General features: G+C 67.6%; 22 protein-coding genes and 1 tRNA gene. 10 read left to right on the forward strand and 13 right to left on the reverse strand.

The genetic code is table 11. From position 1 onward, the window contains the following. Nucleotides 1–24 precede the first annotated feature (24 nt). On the reverse strand, nt 25–1989 hold the full coding sequence (locus tag ABS88_RS09740; protein WP_076077830.1) for an OPT family oligopeptide transporter: 1965 nt from the start codon (nt 1987–1989) through the stop codon (nt 25–27). Between the two features lie 272 nt (nt 1990–2261). Next, the gene (gene thiE / locus ABS88_RS09745; protein ID WP_076075291.1) at nt 2262–2900 is read right to left on the reverse strand and encodes a thiamine phosphate synthase; all 639 of its coding nucleotides are present in this window, start codon (nt 2898–2900) and stop codon (nt 2262–2264) included. A gap of 23 nt (nt 2901–2923) precedes the next feature. On the opposite strand from thiE, the gene ABS88_RS09750 reads away from it, so the two are divergent. Continuing rightward, on the forward strand, nt 2924–3328 hold the full coding sequence (locus ABS88_RS09750) for a hypothetical protein (protein ID WP_158682199.1): 405 nt from the start codon (nt 2924–2926) through the stop codon (nt 3326–3328). A 182-nt stretch (nt 3329–3510) separates the two neighbouring features. Here ABS88_RS09750 and ABS88_RS09755 read toward each other — a convergent pair whose 3' ends face one another. The 5 genes from ABS88_RS09755 to tkt form a co-directional block, all read right to left on the reverse strand. Then, nucleotides 3511–4167 carry an O-methyltransferase gene (locus tag ABS88_RS09755; RefSeq protein ID WP_104959673.1) on the reverse strand — a complete coding sequence of 219 codons (657 nt, stop codon included), beginning with the start codon at nt 4165–4167 and terminating at the stop codon, nt 3511–3513. Beyond that, entirely contained in the window at nt 4167–5057 is an 891-nt protein-coding gene (locus ABS88_RS09760) for a fructose bisphosphate aldolase (protein ID WP_082796980.1), read from the reverse strand. The genes ABS88_RS09755 and ABS88_RS09760 overlap by 1 nt, the downstream gene beginning before the upstream one ends. A gap of 75 nt (nt 5058–5132) precedes the next feature. Then, on the reverse strand, nt 5133–6329 hold the full coding sequence (locus tag ABS88_RS09765; protein WP_067106659.1) for a phosphoglycerate kinase: 1197 nt from the start codon (nt 6327–6329) through the stop codon (nt 5133–5135). A gap of 166 nt (nt 6330–6495) precedes the next feature. Further along, nucleotides 6496–7503: a type I glyceraldehyde-3-phosphate dehydrogenase gene (gene gap / locus ABS88_RS09770; RefSeq protein ID WP_076075283.1), complete on the reverse strand. Its 1008-nt coding sequence runs from the start codon at nt 7501–7503 to the stop codon at nt 6496–6498. Nucleotides 7504–7542: 39 nt separating this feature from the next. After that, a complete protein-coding gene (gene tkt / locus ABS88_RS09775; protein ID WP_076075280.1) occupies nt 7543–9510 on the reverse strand; it encodes a transketolase in 1968 nt (655 codons plus the stop codon). A gap of 145 nt (nt 9511–9655) precedes the next feature. Here tkt and ABS88_RS09780 point away from each other — a divergent pair, with 145 nt between their 5' ends. The 4 genes from ABS88_RS09780 to ABS88_RS09795 all read left to right on the forward strand — a co-directional run bounded on the left by ABS88_RS09780 (nt 9656) and on the right by ABS88_RS09795 (nt 11347). Beyond that, complete coding sequence (locus tag ABS88_RS09780) at nt 9656–9865, forward strand: hypothetical protein (protein WP_076075278.1); 210 nt, start codon at nt 9656–9658, stop codon at nt 9863–9865. Continuing rightward, nucleotides 9858–10295 (forward strand): cell division protein ZapA, encoded by a 438-nt coding sequence (locus tag ABS88_RS09785; protein WP_076075275.1) that lies wholly within the window; start codon nt 9858–9860, stop codon nt 10293–10295. Before ABS88_RS09780 ends, ABS88_RS09785 begins: the two co-directional genes overlap by 8 nt. Before the next feature lie 234 nt (nt 10296–10529). Continuing rightward, nucleotides 10530–11123: a 5-formyltetrahydrofolate cyclo-ligase gene (locus ABS88_RS09790; RefSeq protein ID WP_067106675.1), complete on the forward strand. Its 594-nt coding sequence runs from the start codon at nt 10530–10532 to the stop codon at nt 11121–11123. Next, nucleotides 11120–11347: a DUF2842 domain-containing protein gene (locus ABS88_RS09795; RefSeq protein ID WP_067106677.1), complete on the forward strand. Its 228-nt coding sequence runs from the start codon at nt 11120–11122 to the stop codon at nt 11345–11347. Before ABS88_RS09790 ends, ABS88_RS09795 begins: the two co-directional genes overlap by 4 nt. An 88-nt stretch (nt 11348–11435) precedes the next feature. Here ABS88_RS09795 and ABS88_RS09800 read toward each other — a convergent pair. Both ABS88_RS09800 and ABS88_RS09805 read right to left on the reverse strand, forming a co-directional pair. Further along, nucleotides 11436–11512, reverse strand: a tRNA-Asp gene (locus ABS88_RS09800). Nucleotides 11513–11555: 43 nt separating this feature from the next. Beyond that, nucleotides 11556–12755 carry an AI-2E family transporter gene (locus ABS88_RS09805; protein ID WP_082796981.1) on the reverse strand — a complete coding sequence of 400 codons (1200 nt, stop codon included), beginning with the start codon at nt 12753–12755 and terminating at the stop codon, nt 11556–11558. A 194-nt stretch (nt 12756–12949) separates the two neighbouring features. Between ABS88_RS09805 and ABS88_RS09810 the strand changes: the two genes are divergently transcribed. The 4 genes from ABS88_RS09810 to ABS88_RS09825 all read left to right on the forward strand — a co-directional run bounded on the left by ABS88_RS09810 (nt 12950) and on the right by ABS88_RS09825 (nt 20771). After that, a complete protein-coding gene (locus ABS88_RS09810) occupies nt 12950–13954 on the forward strand; it encodes a DUF11 domain-containing protein (protein ID WP_076077828.1) in 1005 nt (334 codons plus the stop codon). Between the two features lie 11 nt (nt 13955–13965). Then, the gene (locus ABS88_RS09815; protein ID WP_158682201.1) at nt 13966–14427 is read left to right on the forward strand and encodes a DUF11 domain-containing protein; all 462 of its coding nucleotides are present in this window, start codon (nt 13966–13968) and stop codon (nt 14425–14427) included. Nucleotides 14428–14498: 71 nt separating this feature from the next. After that, the gene (locus ABS88_RS09820) at nt 14499–15557 is read left to right on the forward strand and encodes a DUF11 domain-containing protein (RefSeq protein ID WP_076075269.1); all 1059 of its coding nucleotides are present in this window, start codon (nt 14499–14501) and stop codon (nt 15555–15557) included. Between the two features lie 66 nt (nt 15558–15623). Then, nucleotides 15624–20771: a hypothetical protein gene (locus tag ABS88_RS09825; RefSeq protein WP_286749664.1), complete on the forward strand. Its 5148-nt coding sequence runs from the start codon at nt 15624–15626 to the stop codon at nt 20769–20771. A gap of 10 nt (nt 20772–20781) precedes the next feature. Here ABS88_RS09825 and ABS88_RS09830 read toward each other — a convergent pair whose 3' ends face one another. From ABS88_RS09830 to thyA, 4 genes are all read right to left on the reverse strand, one after another. Next, the gene (locus tag ABS88_RS09830; protein ID WP_076075263.1) at nt 20782–22080 is read right to left on the reverse strand and encodes a dihydrolipoamide acetyltransferase family protein; all 1299 of its coding nucleotides are present in this window, start codon (nt 22078–22080) and stop codon (nt 20782–20784) included. Between the two features lie 5 nt (nt 22081–22085). After that, nucleotides 22086–23090 (reverse strand): alpha-ketoacid dehydrogenase subunit beta, encoded by a 1005-nt coding sequence (locus ABS88_RS09835; protein WP_076077825.1) that lies wholly within the window; start codon nt 23088–23090, stop codon nt 22086–22088. Between the two features lie 20 nt (nt 23091–23110). After that, nucleotides 23111–24406, reverse strand: a complete 1296-nt coding sequence (locus ABS88_RS09840; protein ID WP_076075261.1) for a 3-methyl-2-oxobutanoate dehydrogenase (2-methylpropanoyl-transferring) subunit alpha — start codon at nt 24404–24406, stop codon at nt 23111–23113. A 95-nt stretch (nt 24407–24501) separates the two neighbouring features. Further along, nucleotides 24502–25437, reverse strand: a complete 936-nt coding sequence (gene thyA / locus ABS88_RS09845) for a thymidylate synthase (RefSeq protein WP_267894974.1) — start codon at nt 25435–25437, stop codon at nt 24502–24504. A gap of 134 nt (nt 25438–25571) precedes the next feature. On the opposite strand from thyA, the gene ABS88_RS09850 reads away from it, so the two are divergent. Further along, on the forward strand, nt 25572–25997 hold the full coding sequence (locus ABS88_RS09850) for a JAB domain-containing protein (protein ID WP_076075258.1): 426 nt from the start codon (nt 25572–25574) through the stop codon (nt 25995–25997). Nucleotides 25998–26076: the final 79 nt, after the last annotated feature.

Raw genomic sequence — 26076 nt, forward strand, 5'->3', positions numbered from 1 at the left:
TCGGCGCGGCGGAGAGCAAGCGGCTTACGGCGTCGCGTCCGCCGCCGCCCGCGTCCGGCGATAGGTGAAGGCGATCACGCCGACGAACAGCAGCACCCCGATCAGGATCGCGTTCGTCGCGAACCCCTCGCCCACCACCGCGAGCGGCGCGTCGCTTCCCGAACCCGCGACGACGCCCGCGAAGAGCACGCCGAACAGGCTTTCACCGACGATGAAGCCGGTCGCGAGCAGCACGCCCATGCGGCTGTAGAATTCGGGCTTGGCGCTGCGCGCCGCGCGCTTCTCCCACAGATGGCCGATGGCGGCGCCGATCGGGATCAGGATGGTGAGCGACATCGGCAGATAGATGCCCATGCCGACGCCGAGCGGCGGCAGCCGCATCTTGCCAAGCCGCCCCAGCAGTTCGTCGACCGCGATCACCACAACGCCGATTAGCGCGCCATAGCCGATCAGGTCCCAGCGCAGGTCGCCGCCGAGCACGCCCTTCGCCAGCGCGCTGATCAGCGCCGCCTGCGGCGCGGGCAGCGCATTGGCCCCCGCCCCTTCCGCACCGGCGAAGCCAAACGCCTGGTTGAGCAGGTCGAGCACCGGCGGGATGATGAGCGAACCGAAACCGACACCGATGACGAGCGCGAACTGCTGCTTCCACGGCGTCGCCCCGACGAGTTGGCCGGTCTTCAGGTCCTGAAGATTGTCGTTCGAGATTGTCGCCACCGAAAAGACGATCGCGGTCGTGAACAGCGCATAGGCGACGAGCGCCGCCGTATCGGCCTCGCTGTGATTGCGCCCGAAGAAGAAGAGCAGCATCAGCGACGCCGCGATGACCGCGAGGATGCCGACCCCCGACACTGGGCTGTTCGACGCGCCGATCAGGCCCGCCATATAGCCGGTGACCGCGGCGATGATCGCGCCGACGAACAACACGAAGACCAGGGTCGCGGCGATCACCCCGACGGGGTGCGCGGCGATCGGCCCGCCCTGCGCGAAAAACCACAGCAGCCCGGCGATCGGGACGAGCGAGCCGAGGATGGTGCCGACGACGATGCCGAACGACAGGTCGCGTTCACCGAGCGCGACCGTCTCGCCCGCGCCGCGCGCGCGCGACGAAGCGATCGATCCCTGGATGCCCCGGACGACCGGCCCGACGATCTTGAACAGCGTCCACAGCGCGGCGACGCCGATCGTGCCCGCGCCGATGAAACGCACCTGCTGCGAAAAGACCGCGCCGACGACATCGTCGACCGATCCCGCGACGCCCTGCGCCGCGGTCAGCACCGGCATCAGCCCGCCCCACGCGATCAGCATGCCGAGCAGCATGGCGAGGCCGACCGACAGGCCGACGAGATGGCCGACGCCGATCAGCGCGAGCGACAGGCTGGCGCTCGCCCCGCTCGCGCCCGCGCCGATCTTGAAATTCCGGCCGATCTCGGTCGCCGCCAGCTTCATCGCGCCGAGCAACGCGAACCCGGCGCTGACGAGCGAGCCGAGCAGGATCGTTCGCAGGCCGCGCTGATTCTCCTCGGCGCCATCGCCGGCGCGCGAACCGACCTTCAGCACCTCGGCGGCGGCGACCCCCTCGGGATAGGGCAGGTCCGATCCGGCGACGAGCGCGCGCCGCAGCGGTACCGAGAACATCACGCCCAGCGTTCCACCGATGAAGCAGACAGCGGCGGTGGTCCAATAGGGAAAGCCCTGCCACCAGCCGACGATGACGAGCCCCGGCAGCACGAAGATGATCGCGGCGAGCGTCCCCGCGGCGCTGGCAATCGTCTGGACGATATTGTTCTCGAGGATCGTCGCGCCCGACAGGAAGCGCAGGATCGCCATCGAGATCACCGCCGCGGGAATCGAGGTCGCGAAGGTCAGTCCGACCTTGAGCCCCAGATAGACATTCGCCGCGGTGAAGAGCAGCGTGATGAGCCCGCCGAGGATGATCCCGCGAAGCGTCAGTTCGCGCAGGTCCGCGGCGCGTCCGCTGGTGTCGATCATCTTTTTCCTCCCCACTCGCCTCTACGCGGCGGCCGCGCGTCCGTCCGATCCCACACCCGCGCCGAAAGGCGACGAGCCGAAGCGGGTTTGACGCATTGATCCAATATTCCGATTTCCGCCGTCGTCATAGTGTTTCGCATGACGCTGCATCCGCCCCCTGCCCCGCCCGGCGCACAGCCGCACCATGCGCCCTGTGCCGGCCTGTTCGGCTGGCGCAAGGACGCGGCCGCGCCGCGCCGTGAGGCGGAGGAGGCCGACGAGCCGGGAAAGGATTATCCCCCCGACCGGAGGTCGAGGATCGCGGCGAACGCCCGCACCGCCTCTGCGGGACCGCCGGGATAAGCCCACACGCCCGCCGACACCGCGAGGAAATCGGCGCCCGCATCAATCAGTATCCGCGCATTGTCGGTGGTGATGCCGCCGATCGCGACGCAGGGCAGCTCGAACAACCCCTGCCACCAGGTCAATATCTCGGGATCGGCGCGATGCTCGACCGCCTTGGTGCTGGTCGGGAAGAAGGCGCCGAACGCGACATAGTCGGCGCCCGCCTCGCCCGCCTCCATCGCGAGATGGCGGCTGTTGTGGCAGGTAACGCCGATCTGCGCCTGCGGCCCCAGCAGGCGGCGCGCCTCCTTCGGATCGCCGTCACCCTGCCCCAGATGCACGCCGTCCGCGCCGATCCGCCGGACAAGCGCCATGTCGTCGTTGACGATGAAGGCGGTGCCGTGCGCTGCACAGATCGCCTGCAACGGTTCGGCGAGCCGGGCGGCTTCGTGCTGGGTCGCATCCTTGACGCGAAACTGAAAGGCCGCGACGGGCGCCGCCGCCAGCGCCTGCTCGAGCTTCTCGGGAAAATCACCCCCGACGTCGAGCGGGGAAATCAGGTAGAGCTGGCAGGCTGGCGTGGTCATGGCGGGTTCATAGCGGCGCGTTCATGGTCCGGCAAATGCAGAAGCTTCCCTCTCTCGCGTTCCTCCCCGCTCTCGCCCTCTCGGCCTGCGCCGCGACGGGCCAGCAGGCCCCGCTTCCCGACGGTAGCAACGTCGCGCTCGGCCAGCGCGCCTACGTCGACGGCCCGATCGTGCAACCGGAGGAGGTGCTGGAGGACAGCCGGTGTCCAGCGAACGTGCGCTGCGTTCATGCGGGGCGGGTGCGGGTGAAGATGCTGTGGCTGCGCCCGACCGGAGAAGAACAGCCGTTCGAGGTCATGCTGGGCGGAGCGACCCCGCTCGCCGACGGCAGCGTCCGCCTGCTGGCGGTGCGCCCGGACAGACGCACCGACACGGCGATCGCGCCCGAGGATTATCGCTTCTCGTTCCGCTTCGACGGCGGGCTGTAGCGCTCCACGCAGGCAATCGGTCGGAACGTCGGCGCTCGTTCCCCGGCGAAAGCCGGGGTCCAGATGGCATAGCCCTACCTCGCGTGGACCCCGGCTTTCGCCGGGGAACGATGAACTGCCGAAAGGGAAGAATTGCCAAGTGGTATCAGCGCGCCCGGGCCCCCGCCTGCTCCGGCGAGAAATCAGCGCACTCGCGCCAGGACGAACCCGTCCCATTTCTTGACGCCGACCGTCTGCACCGCGGTCGCGTCGATGCGCGCGTCGGCGTTCAGCATGTCGAACAGCGCCCGCGTGCCGTCGATCCGCGGATCGCCGCTGTCCGGATCGAGCACACCGCCTTCGCGCACGACATTGTCGACGACGATCGTGGTACCGCTGCGGCCGAGCCGGATCGCTTCGGCGACATAATGGGCGTTGCCCTGCTTGTCGGCGTCGATGAAGACGAAGTCGAACGGCGCCGCGCCGGTCATCGCGGCGAGACTGTCGCTCGCCGGCCCGACGCGGATATCGACCCGATCCGACACCCCCGCACGATCGAGATTTGCGCGCGCGACGCGGGCGTGCGCCTCCTCGATCTCCAGCGTCACCAACTCGCCGTCTTCGGGCAGCGCGCGCGCGAGCCAGATCGTCGAATAGCCGCCGAGCGTCCCGATTTCGAGGATGCGGCGGGCGCCCGCGATCTGCGCGAGCAGGAACAGCATCTTGCCCTGCGCCGCCGAAACGTCGATCGGCGGCAGGCCATTGGCCTCGTTGTTCGCAAGCGCAGCGGCGAGCGCGTCGTCATCGCCGAGCAGTTTCCCGGCGATATAGGCATCGACGGCTCGCCAGCTGTCGCTCATCAAGCCACCGAGGCGGCGTGGATTTCGTCGATCGCTCCGCCCAGCGAGGCGTCGAACGCCGCGTCGTCCATCGAGGCGCGCAGGTCTTCGAGCAGCGCGCGGCTGAAGCTCGCGATGATGCCGGGGTTCTTGGCCAGTTCGACGCAGGCTTCGGGGCGCTTGTAGCCGCCCGACAGCGCGACGACGCGCAGCACCTTGGGATGGTCGACGAGCGGCTGGAACAGGCCGGGCTCGGTCGGCAGCGACAGCTTCAGCATCACCGGCGCGCCGTCCCACGCATCGAGCGCCGCCAGCGTTTCCTGGAGCAGCAGGCGATCCGCCGCGGCACGCTCGGCGCTCTTGATGTTCACTTCTGGCTCGATGATCGGAACCAGGCCGTGCGCCGCGATGCGCTTCGCCTCGGCGAACTGCTGCTCGACGATCGCCTTGACGCCCGCCGGGTTGGCGAGGTTGATGACGCTGCGCATCTTGGTGCCGAACACCCCCTTGGCGACCGCACGCTGGCACAGCGCGTCGAGATCGGGCATCGGCTTCATCATCTGGACGCCGTCGGCCTCGGCCTCCAGCCCCTTGTCGACCTTCAGGAACGGCACCACGCCACGCTCCCACAGCAGCGCCGGCACCGGCTTGCCGCCGGCCTCGCCGTCCATCGTGCGTTCGAACAGGATCGCGCCGATCACCTTGCCGCCGCCGAAGCAGGGCGCGGTGACGATGCGGCTGCGCATCGCGTGGATCAGCCCGAACATCTCCTCGTCGTCCGACCAGGCCCCTTCGTCGATGCCATAGCCCTTCAGGGCCTTGGGCGTCGAGCCGCCGCTCTGGTCGAGCGCGGCGATGAATCCCTGACCCGATTTGATCTTGTCCAGCATCTCGGCATTGGCGGCAGTCATGTCATCTCCATTGGGCTGCATAGATTGGGGGAGCGATAGCCCGCGCCCCGACAGGAAGCAAATCGCGGGGCCGCGTCAGACCCTCAGCGCATCGACACCCGGCAGCGGCTTGCCTTCCATCCATTCGAGGAAGGCGCCGCCGGCGGTCGAGACGAAGGTGAAGTCGTCCGCCACACCCGCGTGATTGAGCGCTGCGACGGTATCGCCGCCGCCGGCGACCGAGGTCAGCGACCCTTCGCGCGTCAGCGCCGCCGCGGTTCGGGCGAGCGCGACCGTCGCGGTGTCGAAAGGCGGCGTCTCGAAGGCGCCGAGCGGCCCGTTCCACACCAGCGTGCGGCAGGTCTTGAGCACATCGCCCAGCGCCTCGATCGCCGCCGGGCCGACGTCGAGGATCATCTCGTCGGCCGCAACCTCGTGGACGTTGACGGTGCGCGTCGGCGGATTGGGCGCGAACTGCTTCGCGACCACCACGTCATAGGGCAGATGGATCGTGCATCCGGCCTTATCGGCGCTGTCGAAGATGGCGTTGGCGGTCTCGACCAGATCGTGCTCGCACAGCGACTTGCCGACATCGACCCCGCGCGCGGCGAGGAAGGTATTCGCCATGCCGCCGCCGATGATCAGGTGATCGACCCGGCCGACAAGGTTCCGCAGCACGTCGATCTTGGTCGACACCTTGGCGCCGCCGACGACCGCCGCGACGGGATGCGCCGGGTTGCCGAGCGCCGCGTCTAGCGCTTTGAGCTCGGCCTCCATTGCCCGCCCGGCATAGGCCGGCAGGCGATGCGCGATGCCTTCGGTCGAGCCATGGGCACGGTGCGCGGCGGAGAAGGCGTCGTTGACATAGAGGTCGCCCACCTCGGCCAGCGCGTCGGCGAAGGCGGGGTCGTTCTTCTCCTCGCCGGGGTGGAAGCGCGTATTCTCCATCACCGCGACGTCGCCGGGGGCGAGCACCGCGACGCCGGCCTTCGCGCCCTCGCCGATGCAGTCGGGGATGAACATCACCGAATGGCCGAGCACGTCGATCACCGCATCGATGACGAGGCTCAGCGACTGGGTGGGATTCTTCGCTCCCTTCGGCCGCCCGAAATGCGCGAGCAGCAGCACGATCGCGCCCTTGTCGGACAGTTCGCGGATCGTCGGCATCGCCGCGCGGATGCGCGTGTCGTCGGTGACCGCGCCGTCGGACATCGGGACGTTGAGGTCGACGCGCACCAGCACTTTCTTGCCGGTAACGTCGCCGATGTCGTCGAGGGTTTTGAAGCCGGCCATATTCAACTCCATTCGCCCCGATCGCGTCGAAGCATCTTCGCGTCTCTATATCCCGTCGGTGCGAGATTCCGAAGGGGCCGCGGCAATCTCCGGCCGGTGGCTCATGCGCCATGGCTGGAGATTGCTTCGTCGCTGCGCTCCTCGCAATGACGATATGCGAATTGCCTTACAGCAGCCCGGCGATCACGCCCGCAGTATCGACCATGCGGTTCGAGAAGCCCCATTCATTGTCGTACCAGCTGACGACGCGAACCAGCTTGCCTTCGAGCACCGAGGTTTCGAGGCTGTCGACCGTCGAGCTGGCCGGGCAATGATTATAGTCGATCGACACCAGCGGCTCGTCCGAATAGGCGAGGACGCCCTTCAGCGCGCCTTCCGACGCATCCTTGAGGATCTTGTTCACTTCCTCGACGCTCGTGTCACGGCCCGGCGTGAAGGTCAGGTCGACGAGGCTGACGTTCGGGGTCGGCACGCGGATCGCCGAACCGTCGAGCTTGCCCTTGAGCTCGGGCAGCACCTCAGCAACCGCGCGCGCGGCGCCGGTCGTCGTCGGGATGATCGACATGCCGGCGGCGCGAGCGCGGCGCATGTCGCTGTGGATCTGGTCGAGAATCTTCTGGTCGTTGGTATAGGCGTGGACCGTGGTCATCAGGCCGCGCTCGATCCCCAGCGCCTCGTGAAGCACCTTGGCGACAGGCGCGAGGCAGTTGGTGGTGCAGCTCGCGTTCGACACGATCTTGTGATCGGCGGTCAGCTTGTCATGGTTGACGCCATAGACGACGGTCAGGTCGACGCCCTTGGCGGGGGCCGAGATCAGCACGCGCTTGGCGCCGGCGGCGAGGTGCTTGCCCGCGCTTTCGGCGTCGGTGAAGAAGCCCGTGCATTCGAGCGCGATGTCGACGCCGAGCTCGCCGTGCGGCAGGTTCGCGGGATCGCGTTCCTTGGTCACGCGAATCGCCTTGCCATTGACGATCATCTGATCGCCTTCGGCCTTGACCTCGCCCGGGAACGGGCCGTGGACGCTGTCGCGCTTGAACAGCAGCGCATTCGCCTTCGCATCGGCGAGGTCGTTGATCGCGACCAGTTCGAGGCCGCAGTCCGGCCGTTCGAGGATCGCGCGGGCCACCAGGCGGCCGATGCGTCCAAAACCGTTGATTGCGACTTTCACTGCCATGTCGAAACGTCCTTTCTGCGGAAGAGGTCGGGCGGGTCCTTATTGACCGAGCCGGGCCAGGATCTGGGGAGCGATGGCATCGGCGGTCAGGCCGAAATGCCGGTAGAGATCGTCGATCGGCGCCGAAGCGCCGAAGCTGTCGATGCCGAAGCGCAGACCGTCGCGGCCGGTATAGCGTTCCCATCCGAAGGTGGTGCCCGCCTCGATCGAGACGATCAGCGCATCGCGCGGCAGGACGTCGGCGCGATAGGCGGCATCCTGTTCGTCGAACAATTCGGTCGAGACCATCGAAACGACGTCGGCACCCTGCCCCGCCGCTTCGAGCCGCTCGGCAACGTCGAGCGCAAGCGACACCTCCGAACCCGTCGCGACGAGCACGACGCGGCGCGCCGCCGCTGCGTCGCGAAGGCGGTAAGCGCCTTTCAAACAAAGATTTTCGGTGACGTCATGCCGCAACGGCGGCAGGTTCTGGCGGGTCAGCGCGAGCAGCGTCGGGCGATTGTCCTGCGCGAGCGCGATCGCCCAGCACTCGGCGGCCTCCACCGCGTCGGCGGGGCGCATGACGAGCAGGTTCGGCATCGCGCGCAGCGACTGCAGATGCTCGATCGGCTGGTGTGTCGGACCGTCCTCGCCCAGTCCGATGCTGTCGTGCGTCATCACATAGACGACGCGCTGGCGCTGGAGCGCCGACAGGCGGATCGCACCGCGGCAATAATCCGAAAACACCAGGAAGGTGCCGCCATAGGGGATGACGCCGCCATGGAGCGCCATGCCGTTCATCGCCGCCGCCATGCCGAACTCGCGGATGCCATAATAGATATAGCGGCCCGAATAATCGTCCTTGGTCAACGGCTTGGTCGACGACGTTTTGGTATTGTTTGAACCCGTCAGGTCGGCGCTGCCACCGACGAGCGCCGCGATATCGGCGGTGAGCGCGGTCAGGGCATTTTCCGACGCCTTGCGCGTCGCGACCTTGGGCGGTTCGGCCACCAGCGAGTCGAGATAGGTGCGGAAAGCGTCGCCCGGCGCGACCTTGCCGCTTAGCCGATCTTCGAATTCCTTTTTATTCCCGTTCGTTGCAAGCCGATCATTCCATTCGGCATGAAGTGCCCGGCCACGCGCGCCGAACCCCTGCCACGCTTCGGCGATGTCGGCGGGAATCACGAAGGGCTCGGCCGTCCAGCCGAGATTGGCGCGCGCCGCGGCGATCTCGTCGGCGCCGAGCGGCGATCCGTGCGTCGCCGCGGTGCCCTGCTTGTTCGGGGCGCCGAAGCCGATCAGCGTCCGGCAGGCGATCAGCGACGGGCGGCCGTCGGCGATGGCGGCGTCGATCGCGCGGCGGATATCGGCGGGATCGTGCCCGTCGCAGCTTTCGACGTGCCAGCCGGTCGCCGCATAGCGCGCCCGCACATCCTCGCTCGTCGACAGGTCGGTCGAGCCGTCGATGGTGATGCGATTGTCGTCCCACATCACGATCAGGCGGCCGAGCCCCAGATGTCCGGCCAGGCCGATCGCTTCGTGGTTGATGCCCTCCATCAGGCAGCCGTCGCCGGCGATCACCCAGGTGCGGTGGTCGACCAGCTCGTCGCCGTAGATCGCGTTCAGATGGCGCTCGGCGATCGCCATCCCGACCGCGGTCGCGAGCCCCTGCCCCAGCGGCCCGGTCGTCATCTCGACGCCCGCCAGCTCGAAATTCTCGGGATGTCCTGCGCACGGGCTGTGCAGCTGGCGGAACGCGCGGATTTCGTCGATCGTCGGATGCGCATAGCCCGCGAGGTGCAACGTCGCATAGGCGAGCATCGAGCCATGCCCCGCCGAAAGAACGAATCGGTCGCGATCGGGCCATGCCGGATCGCTGGGATCGAACTTCAGATAATCCGAATAAAGCACCGTCGCGACATCGGCCATGCCCATCGGCATGCCCGGATGGCCGCTGTTCGCGGCCTGGACGGCGTCCATCGCGAGCGCGCGGATCGCGTTGGCGAGCTGACGTTCGGGCAGTGTCATCATTCCCCCGGAGTGGACAGGCTGGTTGCGCGACAGCCCTTTGCGGGGGCAGTGCCCAGAGTCAACCGCTCGCGGCAGAATTTCGCCCGCATTTCGGCGTGGAGAGGCGATTGCACCCCCTTCGCGGCGCTGCTAACCCTTGGTCATGGAACTCGATCTCGACGAATCCAGCCTGGCCATCGGCCGCATCGAGCGGGCGCTGAGCCGGATCGAAAAGGCGCTGGCCGATCGCGAAAGCAGACCGGCTCCTGCCGCCGCACCGTCCGAAACCGCCAGTCAAAGCGCCCTGAAAGCCGAGGTTGCGGCGGTCATCGGCGAACTCGACCGGCTGATCAACGAGGCGAAACATGGCTGACGTCAAGCTCCAGATCGCCGGCCGCCCCTATGACGTGCATTGCGCCGACGGGCAGGAAGAGCGGCTTCACCAGCTCGCGGGGATCGTCGACACCAAGGCGCGCACGATCCAGGGTGGAACCGAAGTCCGCCAGCTGCTGTTCACCGCGCTTCTGCTCGCCGACGAGGCGCACGAGGCGCGGGCCAAGGCCGAAAAGGCCGAACCCCAGTCCGATTCGCTGCGCGCCGCAGTCGCGCTCGCCGAAAGCCGCGAGGCGGCGGCGCACGACGCCCTGCGCGAAGCCGAGGCGCGCGAGCAGGCGCTGCGCGCCGAACTCAACGCCGCACGGCAGGCGTCAGCGCCGCCACCGCGCAACCCCCACGACCGTGCCCTGCTCCAGATCGCCGAGCGGATCGAAGCGCTCGCCGACCGGGCCGAGCGGATGCCCTGACGGAATGGGTTGAGACCGGGCGCCGGCATCCCTAGATAGGGGGCGGCGGGCACTGCCCGGCACGAGCCGCTGCGAATATCCCTGAGGCGATACATCATCCAAGGGAGCTGTCCCTGCCCGGACCCTGGTCCGACGTACATGGCCCCCACCTGACGTTACTGGCGTCAGAGGATTTTCCGGCAAACGACCACGGTGGTCCCGCCACCCACCGCGCAAGAGAGGCTGCGACAGGCGATGACCGACCCGGCCCCCGACCTGGCGCAGCGAAAACAGGAACTGCGCGACAGGCTGCGTTTCCGGCGCCGGCATTTCGCGGCGAATCTCGATCCGATGGCGCGGCTCGCCGCCTTCCGCGCGCTGCCCGCCCCGCTCGCCGAGCGGCTGGCGGAGGAGCCGCTGGTCGGCGGCTATGCGCCGTGGGGCGATGAACCCGACATCCTGCCCGCGCTGGCCGGCATCGCGGCGCGCGGCGCGCTTGCGCTGCCCCATCATGCGGCGCGCGACGCCGCCATGGCGTTCCGGCACTGTCCGAAGGGTGCGGCGCTGGTGCGCGGGCCGTGGGGCTCACCGCAACCGGGCCCCGACACCGAAAGCGCGATCCCGTCGATCCTGTTCGTCCCGCTCGTCGGTTTCGACCGGCACGGCGGCCGCCTCGGGCAGGGCGGCGGGCATTACGACCGCTTCCTTGCGGACCACCCGTCCCTCCCCCGCATCGGCGTCGGATGGTCGGTGCAGGAGGTGGACGCGCTTCCCGTGTCGGCGCTCGACGCGCCGCTCGATGCCATATGGACCGAACAGGAATTCATCCTGTGTGGAGACCGTCTATGACCGCTGCCCCCGATCCCCAGCCAAGCTGGCGCAAGCCCGCCGGAATCGCGCTGATCCTGCTGCTGATCGTCGCCTGGGCGACGATCGTCGTCGCGCTTTCGCCGTGGGTCGGCACTTGGCCGGTGCTGGTGCAGGGCCTGTTCTATCTGGTGGCGGGGATCGTGTGGGTGCTGCCGCTGAAACCGCTACTGCGCTGGATGGAACTCGGCCGCTGGCGCGGATAGATCGAGGCCGAACGGCTTCGGTCGACGACAGCGCAACGGTTTTTCCAGATATTTTTGGGAGGGGCGCCTTCCCGCCTTGGACAGGGAATGGCGCGAGTGACGGGACTCGAACCCGCGACCTCCGGCGTGACAGGCCGGCGCTCTAACCAACTGAGCTACACCCGCTTGCGCTTGGGAGCCGCGCCAATATGGCCCCTGTCCCGACCTGTCAACCGTCGCTTTCCATCTCGGTGCGATTTAACCGGTCGCGCATCTCCTCCACTGTCGTCAACGTGCCGCGCTCGAACAGGAAACCGGCCAGATCGGGGGTTCCCGTCGACTGCAGCACCGTCTGGAGAATCAGCAGCAGCGGTACCGCGAGCAGCGCGCCGGGCGCCCCCCAGACCCAGCCCCAGAAGCTCAGCGAGACGAGGATCAGCAGCGGATTGACCGTCAGCCGCCGTCCGAGGACCAGCGGCGTGATCAGATTCGCCTCAACCAGATGGACGCCGACGAAGATCAGCGCGGGCAGCAGCGCGAATCCGACCGCGTCGAACGTCATCAGCCCGCCCAGCCCGAGCAAAGTCGCAGCGACGATCGGGCCCAGATAGGGTACGAAGTTGCACAACGTGACGATCCCGCCCCACATGAAGGGCGACGGCATGCCCAGCGCCCAAAGCAGCAGCGCGACGACGAGGCCCAGGATCGCGTTGATCATCGTGATCGTCGCCAGATAGTCGGCCGTCGCATCGACGACATTCTGGATCACGCGCGCCGTCTGCATCGCGCCGTCGAAGCTGCCGCGGCGCCGGATCGTTCCCTTGCGCAGCCGTGTCCAGCCGGCGAGGAAGAAAAAGATCACCAGCACCGCGAAGAAGAGCTGGATCGCCGCCGACGGCGCGGCGGAGATGAAATAATCGACCACGGAGGTCGGCGCGGTCGCCGCGACCGCCTGCGACGCTGCTTCGGTCCCGCTCGCGACCGAGGTCAGCGTCCGGTCGACGAACTTCTGCAACGTCGAATAGAAGTCGATCAGCGGCGCGAGATTGCTCTGGATGCGCGGGATCGATTCGGGGAGCCGCGCGAACCAGCCGGTCGCGGGAACGACGATGATCGCCAGCGCGGCGTTCACCAGCATCAGGAAGGCCGACAGCGACAGGAAGGACGCGAGCGCCGACGGCACGCCGCGCCGTTCGAGCCATTCGAGCAGCGGCACCAGCGCGATGGCGATCACGATCGCGGCGGTCAGCGGCAGGAAGAATTCGGCGCCGGCCTGAAGCGCGAAGGGCAGCCCGAGGCAAAAGGACGCGCCCAATATCAGCGCCAGCGCCGCGAGCAGCCGATCGCGGCGAAAATCGTCGATCTCGATCTGCTGCAGGGGATTGCCGCGCGCCGGGCGCGCGCCCTTCCTCCCCCTGTCCTCGCTCACGTGGGCCTCCTGGTTAACCGCTTCGTCTTAAGCGAGTTTCCCGGACCGCGCCAGCCGGCCGCTGAGGCGAGACGCGAAAAACCATCCTGTCCTGTTTCGAGCCAGAATGCCGCGTCCCTACCGGCAATTTAACCAGAAATTTTCCTTTTTCCGCGATGACCGTCGGCACGGACCAGCCTTCGGAGTCACATATCATGGTAAAAGCGCCTGTGGGGGGCGCGCAGCGACCGCTTCGTACACCCTTCCCTTATTCCCTCGTCCTGCTCGCGGCATTGGCCGTGCCGATGCAGGCCCAGGCCGCCGGCACCCGTGCCGGTTCCACGATCAGCAACACCGCGACCGCCAGTTTCGACAATGGCGGGGGACCGCAGACGATCGATTCGAACAAGGTCGACCTGCGCGTCGACGAACTGCTCGACGTCACCGTCGATTCGAGCGACCCGGGCGACGTCGTCACGACGCCGGGCGCGACCGAGCAGCGGCTCACCTTCTCGGTGACGAACAACGGCAATGGCGAGGAGGCCTTCGTGCTCGGCACGGTCGCCAACGGCGGCGGCGACGATTATGATCCGGCCGTCACCCAGATCTACATCGACAATGGCGACGGCGTCTTCGATGCCGGCACCGATACGCTCTATACGCCGGGCGCGAACGACCCGCTGCTCGATCCCGACGAGAGCGTCACGATCTTCGTGCTCGCGACGACGCCGGGCACCGTCAGCGACGGCCATCGCGGCATCGTCAGCCTGACCGCGGCCGCCAAGACCGGAACCGGCACGCCCGGCACCAGTTTCGCCGGCCTGGGCGAGGGCGGCGGCGACGCGGTCGTCGGATCGACCGGCGCCGACGGGCAGGATGCCGGCGCGTTCAAGGTCTCGTCCGCCACCGTGGCGCTGGTGAAGGTCGCCACCGTCGCCGACCCCTTCGGCGGCAGCGAACCGGTTCCCGGCGCCACCATCACCTATGCGATCACCGCCACGGTCAACGGCAGCGGATCGGTCAACGGTCTCGCCATCACCGACACGGTCCCGGCGGACACCAGCTATGTCGCCGGCTCGATCAGGCTGGGCGGCACGGCGCTGTCCGACGCCGCCGACGGCGATTCGGGCGATTATGACGGAACGCGGGTCCATGTGGCTCTGGGCGCCGTCGCCGGGGGCGAAACCCGCACCGTCACCTTCCAGACGAAAATCAACTGATGGAGAAGTCCATGCGCACCGCCATTCTTCTGTTGCTCGCCGCGGGCCTGCCGGGCCAGGCGCTCGCCGCCGACCAGGTCGCGCTGGCCAACAGCGTGTTCGTCGAACGGGTGACCACCGATGCCGCCGGCAAGCAGCGCGTCTCGCTGGAGGAGCCCAAGGTCGTCACGCCCGGCGACCGGCTCGTCTTCGTGCTCGACTATCGCAACGCCAGCGCGCGCCCGGCCGAGCGTTTCGTCGTCACCAATCCGCTTCCCGATGCGATCCGCTTCACCGACGCCGCGAGCAGCCCGCTCGTTTCGGTCGACGGCGGCCGGAACTGGGGACTGCTCGCCGACCTGACGGTCGCGCTGCCCGACGGCAGCCGGCGCGCCGCGCAGCCCGCCGATGTCACGCATATCCGCTGGGCCTTTCAGAAACCCATTCCGGCCGGTGGCGGCGGCAAGCTCATGTTCCGGGGGGTTGTCAAATAACTCCCTGAAACAAACCGCTTAACGGTCGCGGCGGTGGGGACAGCGACCAATCAAGGCCTAGGAGCTCAGCTATGACCAGCAAGCTGACGACCACGGGCGCCTTCGGTTTCGCGGCGATCGCAAGCATCGCCGCCACGCCGGCCCTTGCGGCCGGCACGACCGCGGGCACCCCGATTACCAATATCGCAAGCGTCCAATATCAGGTGGGGGGCGTCGATCAGGGCACCACGACCGCGTCGGACGAGTTCGTCGTCGACCGCAAGATCAACCTGCTCGTCGAAGAGGCCGGCAATGCGACGACCGAAGTTGCGCCGGGAACGACCAGTGCCGTCACCACCTTTCAGCTCACCAATTCATCGAACGAGGTGCTCGACTTCGGCCTGACGGTGACGCAGCCGGCCGGCGGGTCGGCGCCGCACGGCGGCACCGATTCGTTCAACGCGACCAATGTCCGCATCTATCGCGACAGCGCCGGTGGAACCGTCGGCGCCTTCGATCCGTCGGATACGCTCGTCACCTATATCGACGAACTCGCGACCGATACGCCGATCACGCTGTTCGTCGTCGCGGACATCCCCGCCGGGCTTGCGACGGGCGCCAAGGCGGTCGTGCAGTTGCAGGCTACCGCGTTCGAGGGCAATACGCCCGGCACGCAGGGCGGCGCGATCAGCCAGACGACGGGCGCCAACACCGCGGCCAAGGACACGGTGTTCGCCGATACCGGCGGTGCAATCGACGGCAGCCGCGACGGATCGCACAGCGCGGCCGACGACTATACGGTCAAGACCGCGACACTGACCGTCACCAAATCGAGCCGCGTCATATCCGACCCCTATAATCACGGGACGAATCCGAAGCTGATCCCGGGGGCGACGGTCGAATACTGCATCGCAGTCGCCAACGCGCCGGGCGGTGCGGAGGCGACATCGGTGGCGATCACCGATCCCGTTCCGACGCAACTGACCTTCGTCGCCGATTCGATCCGGCTCGACGGCACGGTCAGCGGCGGCGTCTGCAATGCCGACGGCAACGCGGGCGGCGGCTATTCGGAACCGAACGTGACCGGAACGATCCCGACGATCGCGGCGGGCGACACCCGCACGCTCGTCTTCCGCGCCACGGTCAACTGACGAAAGCAGGGATGGCGCAGGGGGTGCCGGCGCTTCCGGCACCCCCGCCTTCCCTACGCACGGCCGATGACATCGATCGCGAAATCCCTGAGCCTTGCGGGCGCTCTCGCCGCGGCAGCCATGCTGTGCGCGGGCCCGCCGACGCGCGCGCAGGATGCCCCGAGAATCATCTCGAACACGGCTTCTGCCCAATGGAATGACGGCATCGGCGATTCCGCGCGGATCTCGTCGAACCGGGTCGATATCGCAGTCCGGCCGCGTTCCCCCGAAAAGCCGACGATCGCCACCTATCGCCTGACCGACGGCGGTGGCGGCAAATCGATGCCGCTGATGCCGACGCCGTGCGACGGCGGCGCTTCCAACGGAGCCTCCGCCGCGCGATGCGGTGCGCATCTGATCCAGGTCGCGGGCGCCTATGCCGGCCTTTCGACCGATCCCGCGGCGCTCGAACAGAGCGGCAGCTTCCGCGCCGGCGAATTGCTGGTGATCGGCGTGACGCTCGCTTCGGCCAATCGCGATCCGTCGCGGCGCGATACGCTCCCCGTCGTCCTGGCGCTGGAAAACGGCGACAGCGAGCGCGTCACCCTCACCGAAACGGCGCCGGACAGCGGCGAGTTCGTCGGTTTCATCAACACCATCGGCACGCCGCCGGCGATTGCGGCGGGCGACTGCCGCCTGTCGGTCGAGCCCGGCGCCACGATGACGCTGCACATATCCGACCAGGCCGGCGCGGGAATGACCGCGCTCGCGACGATCGATTTCCTCGTCGATCCCTTCGGCATCGTGTTCGACAGCGGCGACGGCGCCCCCGTGGCGGGCGCCCGCGTGACGATCGTCGATGCGGCGACCGGCAACCCGGCGCCGGTGTTCGGCGACGACGGCGTGTCCGCCTATCCTTCGTCGGTCGTCACCGGCCAGTCGGTGACCGACGCGGGCGGCACCGTCTATCGCTTTCCCGAAGGCGACTATCGCTTTCCCTTCCTCGCGCCCGGCCGTTATCGCCTGGTCGTCGAGCCGCCGGCGCCCTATGCCGCCCCCTCGGCTTCGAGTCCGGCCGAACTGGCCGGTCTCCGCCGTCCCGATGCGGATCACCCCTTCACGATCGGCGATGCCAGCTATGGCCGAACCTTCACCCTTGCCAGCCCGGCGCCGGTCCGGATCGATATTCCGGTGGACAAGCCCGGCCTGCCGCTGGCGCTGCGCAAGACGACCTCGACCGAAGTCGCGGTTCCCGGCGACATCGTCCAGTATCGCATAGAGGTCGCCAATGGCGACGCGCGGCGCACCACGGGCGCGGTGACGGTCCGCGACACGCTGCCCGCCGGCATGCGCCTGCGGACCGATACCGTCCGCGCCGACGGTGAGCGCGTCGAGGCACAGGTTGCGGCGAACGGCCGAGACTTCGCGGTCACGCTGCCCGGCGTCGCGCCCGGCCGTTCGGTGTTGCTGACCTATCTGGCCGAGGTGATCGTCTCGGCGCAGCCGGGACGGGCGCTCAATCGGGCATCGGCGTCCGACAACCGCGGGTCGGCGAGCAATGTCGCGGAGGCGGCGATTGCGATCAAGCGCGACCGGCTGGGCGATCGAATGACGATCATCGGCCGCATCGCCGATGGCGGATGCAGCGTCGATCCGGGCAAGGCGGCCGGCGTCGCCGGCGTGCGCGTGATGCTGCAGGACGGCAGCTATACCGTCACCGACGAGGACGGCCGCTATCATTTCGAGGGCGTGCGCCCGGGCCTTCACGTCGTCCAGATCGACCCGTCGACGCTGCCGCTCGATCGCGAAGCCGTCGATTGCGCGCGCTCGACGCAAAGCGCCGGCAGCCCCATCTCGCGCTTCGTCGAGGGACGCGGCGGATCGCTGAAGCGCGCCGACTTCCGCGCCGCGCCCGCCGCTCCGCGGATCGCGCCCCGGACCACGGCCCCCGAAGCGACGGCGGTACCCGGCGATGCAGACGCCGCGGGCGCGCATCGCGACTGGCTGGCTGGCCAGGAACCGGGCATCGCATGGCTCTTTCCCGCCCCCGATCACAATCCGCGCGCCAAGTCGGTGCGGGCGGCGATCAAGCATCTGCCCGGCCAGAGCGTCGCGCTCCGCATCAACGGCAAGCCCGTCGACCCGCTCGCCTTCGACGGCATGACCAAGTCCGCCGACGGCCGGATCGCGGTCAGCGTCTGGCGCGGGATCGAGATTCACGAAGGCGACAACAGCCTGACCGCGGAAATCCGCGGTGTTGACGGTGTCATCATCGAAAGGATCGAGCGCAAGGTCCATTATTCGATAACCCCGACGCGCGCGACGCTGGTGCGCGAACGGTCGATCCTCGTCGCCGACGGCGTCACCCGTCCCGTCATCGCGGTGCGGCTGACCGACCGCGACGGCAAGCCGATCCGCAAGGGGCTGACGGGCGATTTCAGCGTCCCTGCCCCATATTATCCCGCTGTCGAGGCCGATGCGCAGCAGGCCCGCCAGCTTGCCGGGCTCGAACGGGCGCGCCCGCTGTGGAAAACCGCGGGCGACGACGGCATCGCCTATATCGAGCTCGAACCCACCACCGCCTCGGGCACGCTGACGATCGATTTCGCCTTTCGCGACGACAAGGTCGAGCGCAGGCAGACGCTCGACATGTGGCTCGACCCCGGCGACCGCCCGTGGACCGTAGTCGGCTTCGCCGCCGGAACGCTCGGCTACAATACGCTCGACGACCGCATGGAATCGGTGGCCGAAACGCTCGACGACCTTCACACCGACGCGCGGCTCGCACTCTATGCCAAGGGGCGGGTGCGCGGCAAATGGCTGATGACGCTCGCCTATGACAGCGACAAGGAGCAGGACGACGCGCGCTTCGGCGGCGTGATCGACCCGCGCGCCTATTACACCGTCTACGCCGACCGCAACGAGATGCGCCATGATGCGGCGTCGGTACGCAAGCTCTATCTGCGGCTCGAACGGCCGCAATTCTATGCGATGTTCGGCGATTTCGAGACCGGCATCTCCGATCCGCAGCTCGCGCGCTACAATCGGGCGCTGAACGGCGGCAAGGCCGAGTATCGCGGCCGCACGCTTGCCGCGACCGCTTTCGTCGCCGACACCCCCTACCGCTTTCGCCGCGACGAGATCCAGGGCAACGGCCTTACCGGCCCCTACCCGCTCGGCGCCCGCGATATCCTGCCGAACAGCGAGCGGATCACGATCGAAACGCGCGACCGCCTGCATAGCGAGCGCATTGTTGACAGTGTTACCATGACCCGCCACGTCGATTACGATATCGATTATCTGGCTGGAACGCTGCGGTTCCGCTCCCCCATTCTCAGCCGCTCGTCGAACCTCGATCCCCAATATATCGTCGCGGAATATGAGGTCGACGGCGTCGGCGAGCGCGTGCTCAACGCGGGCGGCCGCGTCAGCTATCGGTCGCGCGACGAAAAGCTGCGCGTCGGCGCAACCTTCATCCACGACGAGGATAGCGACGCCCGCACCGACCTCGGCGGCGTCGATGCGCGCTATCGCCCCGGCGCCGATACCGAGATCCGCGCCGAACTCGCCCTGAGCGACGCCAGCACCCGCGCGGGCGGCAAGGCCGCTCGCGGCACGGCCCGCGCGTGGCTGGTCGAGGCCGAGTATCACAGCAGCCGCGCCGACCTGCTCGCCTACGCCCGCGAGCGCGAGGCGGGATTCGGCACCGGCCAACTCGGCGGCGGAGAGGACGGCACGCGCAAGATCGGAGTCGATGCCCGTCTGCGCGTCGGTTCGGCGCTGTCGATGACGGGAAGCGCGTGGCAGGAAAGCTTCCTCGACGCCGGCACCCGCCGCCGCGCCGCGCGCGCGCTGGTCGAATATGATCGGAGCGCGGGCGGGAGAACGACCGTCGCGCGCGCCGGCCTGACCCATGCCGACGACCGGCTGAGCGACGGCACGCGCAACCGTTCGGACATCGTCCAGTTGGGTGCGACGCAGCGCCTGTTCGAAAAGCGGCTTGAACTCGACGCCCAGACCGAATTCGCGCTCGGCGGCCGGGATGCGAGCGTCGATTTCCCGAGCCGACACCGCCTCGGCGCACGCTTCGCGGTGACGCGCGACGTCAATCTGGTCGGCAGCTACGAGATTGCCGACGGCGACACGGTGAAGGCGCGCACGGCCCGCCTCGGCTTCGATCTGACGCCGTGGGCCGGCGCTCGCCTGCTCGCCGCCGCCAACCAGCAGCAGATCAGCGAATATGGCCCGCGCAGTTTCGCCGCCTATGGTCTGTCGCAGTCGCTGCGGCTCGGTGAGCGCTGGTCGGTCGACATGGCCGTCGACGGCAACCGGACGCTCGGCGGTATCCGAGCGCGCGATGTTATCAATGTAAACACCCCGGTCGCCTCGGGCGGTTTCCTTGGCAATCCAGGCACGCTGACCGAGGATTTCGTCGCGATCAGCAGCGGCGCCACCTATCGCGCCGACCGCTGGACGCTGACCAGCCGCGCCGAATATCGCGACGGCGAACTGGCCAACCGCTATGGCCTGACGCTCGGCGGTCTCCGCCAGCTCGGCGAAGGCCGGGCGCTCGGCGCGCTGCTCAGCTGGACGCGGGCGAGCGGCAGCGGCGCGATGCCGAGTACCGAAACGATGCAGTTCGAAGCGAGCTGGGCGCATCGCCCCGCGGATTCGCGCGTGTCGTGGCTGAACAAGGCCGAATATCGGTCGGACGAGGTGCGCGGCGCCGTTGCGGGCCAGCCCGGTCCCGTGGGCAGCGCCCCGCTGACCGTCAGCGGCGACGTGACGAGCCGCCGGCTGCTCAACAGCCTGTCGGTGAACTGGACGCCGCTTGCCGCTCGCGACGCACGGCAGGCCGAAGGCCGTATGTGGTACGAACGCGGCGAATTCGGCTTCTTCTGGGGCACGCGCTACAATTTCGACCGGTTCGGCGCCGACGATGTGAAGGGCTGGTCGAACCTGTTCGGCGCCGACCTGCGCCTCAACCTCGGCACGCGGGCCGCGATCGGCGCTTCGGGCACGTTGCGCGTCGGCACCGACGCCAATACCGTCGCCTGGGCCGGCGGTCCGACGCTGACGATTGCGCCGGTTGACAATGTCAACATCACCCTCGGCTATAATTTCGCGGGCTTTCACGACCGCGATTTCGAGGAAGCGCGCTTCGCCCGCTCGGGCGCCTATGCGACCTTCCGGCTGAAATTCGACCAGACGAGCTTCGCGGGGCTCGGCCTGTAGGGCAAGCCTATCAGTCGGCGAACAGCAGCACTGGCGTTTCGACCAGCCGCTTGAGCGCCTGGACGAAGCTCGCGGCGTCCCAGCCGTCGACGACGCGGTGATCGCAGCTGATCGACAGGTTCATCAGCTTGGCGCGGCGGATGTCGTCGCCCCCTTGAGGATTTTTGGCGAACACCGGGCGCTCGACGATCTTGTTGGGGCCGATGATCGCGACCTCGGGCCGGTTGATCACCGGCGTCGTCGCGATGCCGCCGAGCGGGCCGAGCGAGGTGACGGTCAGCGTGCCGCCGGTGAGTTCGTCGACCTTCGCCTTGCCGGTACGCGCGGCTTCAGCCAGGCGGCTGATTTCCGACGCCAATTGCCAGACATTCTTGTCCTGCGCGTCGCGGATCACCGGGACCATCAGCCCGGCGTCGGTCTGCGTTGCCATGCCCAGATGCACGGCGCCGTGCCGCGTCACCACGCCCGCTTCGTCGTCGTAGCGCGCGTTGATCATCGGAAATTCGGGAATCGTGCGGCAGATCGCGACGATCAGGAAAGGTAACATCGTCAACTTCGGCCGATTTCCGCGATTTGCGTTCAGATCGGCGCGCATCGCCTCGAGCGCGGTGACGTCCATTTCCTCGACATAGGTGAAATGTGGAATCGCGCGCTTCGAGGCGGCCATATTCTCGGCGATCTTGCGGCGCATGCCGATGACCTTGATCGGTTCGTCGGCGCGGGCGCGCGATGCGCCCGGCGCCTGATAGCCCTGCCCCGCGCCATAGCGCAGATAGGCGTCGAGATCGGCGTGGCGGATACGGTCGCCCTCGGCCTGGACCTGCGACAGGTCGACGCCGAGATCACGCGCCCGCGCGCGAACGGCGGGAGACGCCAGCACCGCCCTGTCCTCTTTCCCGCCTGCGGGAGCGGCCGCGGACGGGCTTGCTTCGGCAACGGCGGCAGGCGCTTCGGCTGACTCCTCGACGGAATCTTCGGAAGTCTCTGCAACTTCTTCTAAAACCGTGACTTCATCGGTCGATTCTCTACTCGAACCATCCGCCGGCGTATCGGATGCTTCCGCGTCGGCATCGGTTTCGATGACCGCGAGCGTCGATCCGATCGGCACCATGTCGCCGACCTCGCCCGCCAGTTCGACGATCACGCCCGACACCGGCGATTCCATCTCGACGGTCGCCTTGTCGGTCATCATGTCGGCAAGCTGCGCATCTTCTTCGATGCGGTCGCCGACCCGGACGTGCCAGGCGACGATCTCGGCCTCGGCGATCCCTTCGCCGATATCGGGCAGGCGGAACGAATAGCGGGCCATGGCGGTCAGTCCTTCATCAACTTGTCGAGCGCGGTCGCGATACGCACCGGACCCGGGAAATAGGCCCATTCGAGGCTGTGCGGATAGGGCGTGTCGAAACCCGTCACGCGCTCGACCGGCGCCTCGAGATGATAGAAGCAGCGTTCCTGCACCAGCGCGGCGAGCTCGGCGCCGAAACCCGACGTGCGCGTCGCCTCGTGGATGATCAGGCAACGTCCGGTCTTCTTCACCGACGCCTCGACCGCCTCGATGTCGAGCGGCAGCAGCGTGCGCAGGTCGATGATCTCGGCGTCGACCCCGATCTCCTCGATGATCGTCTTCGCGACATGGACCATCGCGCCATAGACGAGCACCGTCACCGCCTCGCCCTCGCGCACCGTCGCGGCCTTGCCGAGTTCGATGCGGTAATAATCCTCGGGAACCGCGCTCGCCGCATGCTTCGACCAGGGCTCGACCGGGCGGTCGTAATAGCCGCTGAACGGCCCGTTGTAGATGCGCTTGGGTTCGAGGAATACGACGGGGTCGTTATCCTCGATCGCCGCGATCAGCAGCCCCTTCGCATCATAGGGATTGGACGGAATCACTGTCTTCACGCCGCAGATATGCGCCATGATGCTTTCGGGCGACTGGCTGTGCGTCTGCCCGCCGAAGATGCCGCCGCCGAACGGCGTGCGCACCGTCATCGGGCAGATATAGTCGTTGGCAGACCGGTAGCGCAGGCGCGCCGCCTCGCTGACCAGCTGGTCGAGACCGGGGTAGATATAGTCGGCGAACTGAATCTCCGGCACCGGCCGCAGGCCATAGGCGCCCATGCCGACAGCGACTCCGATGATGCCGCATTCGTTGATCGGCGTGTCGAAGACGCGGGTCCGGCCATGCTTTTTCTGCAGCCCCGCGGTGGCGCGGAAAACGCCGCCGAAATAGCCGACGTCCTCGCCCATCACGACGGTGGCGGGGTCGCGTTCGAGCATGATGTCCATGGCGCTGTTGATCGCCTCGATCATGTTCATGGTCTTCACGGGCGCGCTCATCACTCGGGCTTCCAGTCGGGGCCGAACTTGGCCCTTTGTTCGGCAAGCATCTGTTCGCATTGTTCCTGAAGATGCCAGGGCATGTGCTCGAACACATCCTCGAACATGGTTTCGAAGGGCTGGTGCATGCCATGCCCCAAAATTCCAAGTTTTTCAGACTGCTTCTGTGACGTCTTTATCAGATCGTCGAGTTCCTGCTTCAACGCTTCGTGACGCTCGCCGTCCCATTCGCCGAGCCGTTCGAGATGCTCGCGCAACCGCATGATCGGATCGCCGAACGGCCAGGCGCTGGCCTCCTGCGCCGCGCGATAGGCGTTCGGGTCGTCGGAGGTGCTGTGCCCCTCGGCGCGATAGGTGAAATGTTCGATCAGCGTCGGGCCGTTGTTCGTCCGCGCACGGTCCGCGGCCCACTGGGTCGCTGCATAGACCGCGAGCGGATCGTTGCCGTCGACGCGCAGCCCGGCGATGCCATAGCCGACCGCGCGCGCCGCGAAGGTGGTGCGCTCACCGCCGGCGAAACCCGAAAAGCTGGAGATCGCCCACTGGTTGTTGACGACGTTGAAGATGACCGGCGCATTGTAGACGGTCGCGAAGGTCAGCGCCGAGTGGAAGTCGCCCTCGGCCGACGATCCCTCGCCGCACCATGTCGTCGCGATGCGGCTGTCGCCCTTCGAAGCGGACGCCATCGCCCAGCCCACCGCCTGCGGATATTGGGTCGCCAGATTGCCCGAGACGCTGAAGAAGCCGTAGTCGGGCGCCGAATACATGATCGGAAGCTGCCGCCCGAGCAGATGGTCGCCGCGATTCGAATAGATCTGGTTCATCATCTGGACCAGCGGATAGTCGCGCGCGATCAATATGCCCTGCTGGCGATAGCTGGGAAACACCATGTCGGCGCGGTCGATCGCCATCGTCGAGGCCACCGAGGTCGCCTCTTCGCCGGTCGATTTCATGTAGAAGCTGGTCTTGCCCTGCCGCTGCGCGCGGAACATGCGGTCGTCGAACGCCCGCACCGTCATCATGTAGCGCAGCATCGTGCGCAGCCGCTCGGGCGCCAGCTTCGGGTCCCACGGTCCTTTCGCCTGCCCGTCGAAATCGAGCACGCGCACCAGGCCGTAACACAGGTCGCGCATCGCGTCGGGTTTCGTCGCCTCGCCGGGGCGCGGCGTGGCATCGACGGCAGGAACCGGAACGTCGCTGAAGTCGGGGGTATCGCCGGGGCGATAGCGCGGTTCGGGAATATGGAGCGACAGCGGCGGCAGATTGCCCGCCGGGCGCCGAGGCGTCTCAGGCATGTCTTCTTCCCTTCGACGCGAATCACGCGCCGTTTAGTTATATTTCAATGCGGCGACATATTATTACCGTCGCCGATCCATTGCAATGCCTGCGATCAGACCGCGACGGGCGCCGGAATATGCGCCTGCGGCGCATAGGCCTCGACCGCGAAATCCTCGAAGCGATAGGCAAAGATGCTTTCCGGCCGCCGCAGGAGGCGCAGCTTTGGCGCGCCGGCCGGGGTCCGCCGCAACTGCTCTTCGACGAGCGCGGTGTGGTTGAGATAGAGATGCACGTCGCCGCCGGTCCACACCAGTTCGTGCGCGTGCAGGTCGCATTGCTGCGCGATCATCCGCGTCAGCAGCGCCGCCTCGAATATGTTGAACGCGAAGCCGAGCCCCAGGTCGCACGAGCGCTGGAACAGCAGGCACGACAATCCGCCGTCGCTGCGCACATGGAACTGATAGGTCATGTGGCACGGCGGCAAGGCCATGCGATCGAGGTCGGCGACGTTCCAGCCGGTGAAGATGTGCCGCCGCGACCCGGGATTGCTGCGCAGCGAATCGATCAGCGCCGCGATCTGGTCGTGCCCCTTTTCGGCCCGGCGGAACAGACCATCCCCCGCGGGCTCGTAGCGCGGCCAGTTCACCCATTGGTGGCCGTAAACGGGACCGAGATCGCCCCATGCCGCCGCGAAATCGGAATCCGAAAGGATGCGCGCCTCGAAATCCTCCGCGCCGATATCTTCGCCGGTCTCGCGGCGATAGCGATCGAGCGGCCAGTCGGTCCAGATCCGCACCCCCTGCGCGACCAGCGGGCGGATATTGGTGTCGCCGGTCAGGAACCACAGCATCTCGCGCAGCGCGGTTTTCCAATAGACCCGCTTGGTGGTGAGCAGCGGGATCGCATCGTCGGCGAGCGAGAATCGCATCGTCTCGCCGAACAGCGAGCGCGTGCCGACGCCGGTGCGGTCGACCCGCTCGTCGCCCTCGGCCCAGATTCGGCGCATCAGGTCGAGATATTGCAGTTCATAATGGATGGAATCGGGCAAGACCTGCTCCTGTGTTGCGGGCCCCAGTGCTAAGCGCGCGACGGAAGGACGGCAAGGGCGGCAGCAGCCATGACTCTCCGTTACGGCGCAGATGCCGATTGGAGCGCCGGCCTCCGCGCCGCATAGACGGCGCGATGAATCTCTCCGATCCGCTTGGCAACGGGGCCGACATGGCCGCGACCGGCTTCGTGCAATGCGCGGACGAGGACGATGTCGCGCGCCACCTGCTGCGCCCGTCCTTCACCAACGACGGCGAAACCGTCCAGTTGCTGGCCTTCGATGGCCATGCACGGCTGATTTCCGCCGAACGGATCGAAGCGACGCTGTCGGGGCGCTGCACCATTCCCCCGATGCGTTGGCGAAGGCTGCTCGGCCCGGCGGTGACCGGCGTGCTGATGGCGCACAACCATCCCTCGGGCGTCGCCTGGCCCAGCGAAGGCGACCTCGCCTGCACCCGCGCGGTTTCGCGGCTCCTTCGTCCGATGGGGATCGATCTGTTCGACCATCTGATCTTCGTCGACAGCGGTCATTTCAGCTTTCGCCGCGCGCACCTGCTGTAGGTCCCGATCCTGGTGCGATTGCCGCTTGCAGTTCCCGGGCGGCGCGTCTAGAGGACCGCCCTGCCTTCGCGCCGCTTCG

The organism is Sphingopyxis sp. SCN 67-31 (assembly GCF_001725095.1).

Bases quoted from the DNA above. Each gene is read 5' to 3' on its own strand.
- ABS88_RS09755 (WP_104959673.1), bottom strand. From the start codon at position 4,167: ATGAGCGACAGCTGGCGAGCCGTCGATGCCTATATCGCCGGGAAACTG.
- ABS88_RS09760 (WP_082796980.1), bottom strand. From the start codon at position 5,057: ATGACTGCCGCCAATGCCGAGATGCTGGACAAGATCAAATCGGGTCAG.
- ABS88_RS09850 (WP_076075258.1), top strand. From the start codon at position 25,572: ATGAATCTCTCCGATCCGCTTGGCAACGGGGCCGACATGGCCGCGACC.
- ABS88_RS09780 (WP_076075278.1), top strand. From the start codon at position 9,656: ATGGAACTCGATCTCGACGAATCCAGCCTGGCCATCGGCCGCATCGAG.
- ABS88_RS09785 (WP_076075275.1), top strand. From the start codon at position 9,858: ATGGCTGACGTCAAGCTCCAGATCGCCGGCCGCCCCTATGACGTGCAT.
- ABS88_RS09840 (WP_076075261.1), bottom strand. From the start codon at position 24,406: ATGCCTGAGACGCCTCGGCGCCCGGCGGGCAATCTGCCGCCGCTGTCG.
- ABS88_RS09740 (WP_076077830.1), bottom strand. From the start codon at position 1,989: ATGATCGACACCAGCGGACGCGCCGCGGACCTGCGCGAACTGACGCTT.
- ABS88_RS09810 (WP_076077828.1), top strand. From the start codon at position 12,950: ATGGTAAAAGCGCCTGTGGGGGGCGCGCAGCGACCGCTTCGTACACCC.
- thiE (WP_076075291.1), bottom strand. From the start codon at position 2,900: ATGACCACGCCAGCCTGCCAGCTCTACCTGATTTCCCCGCTCGACGTC.
- ABS88_RS09765 (WP_067106659.1), bottom strand. From the start codon at position 6,329: ATGGCCGGCTTCAAAACCCTCGACGACATCGGCGACGTTACCGGCAAG.
- ABS88_RS09795 (WP_067106677.1), top strand. From the start codon at position 11,120: ATGACCGCTGCCCCCGATCCCCAGCCAAGCTGGCGCAAGCCCGCCGGA.
- gap (WP_076075283.1), bottom strand. From the start codon at position 7,503: ATGGCAGTGAAAGTCGCAATCAACGGTTTTGGACGCATCGGCCGCCTG.
- ABS88_RS09830 (WP_076075263.1), bottom strand. From the start codon at position 22,080: ATGGCCCGCTATTCGTTCCGCCTGCCCGATATCGGCGAAGGGATCGCC.
- tkt (WP_076075280.1), bottom strand. From the start codon at position 9,510: ATGACACTGCCCGAACGTCAGCTCGCCAACGCGATCCGCGCGCTCGCG.
- ABS88_RS09825 (WP_286749664.1), top strand. From the start codon at position 15,624: ATGACATCGATCGCGAAATCCCTGAGCCTTGCGGGCGCTCTCGCCGCG.
- ABS88_RS09790 (WP_067106675.1), top strand. From the start codon at position 10,530: ATGACCGACCCGGCCCCCGACCTGGCGCAGCGAAAACAGGAACTGCGC.
- ABS88_RS09835 (WP_076077825.1), bottom strand. From the start codon at position 23,090: ATGAACATGATCGAGGCGATCAACAGCGCCATGGACATCATGCTCGAA.
- ABS88_RS09820 (WP_076075269.1), top strand. From the start codon at position 14,499: ATGACCAGCAAGCTGACGACCACGGGCGCCTTCGGTTTCGCGGCGATC.
- ABS88_RS09750 (WP_158682199.1), top strand. From the start codon at position 2,924: ATGGTCCGGCAAATGCAGAAGCTTCCCTCTCTCGCGTTCCTCCCCGCT.
- ABS88_RS09815 (WP_158682201.1), top strand. From the start codon at position 13,966: ATGCGCACCGCCATTCTTCTGTTGCTCGCCGCGGGCCTGCCGGGCCAG.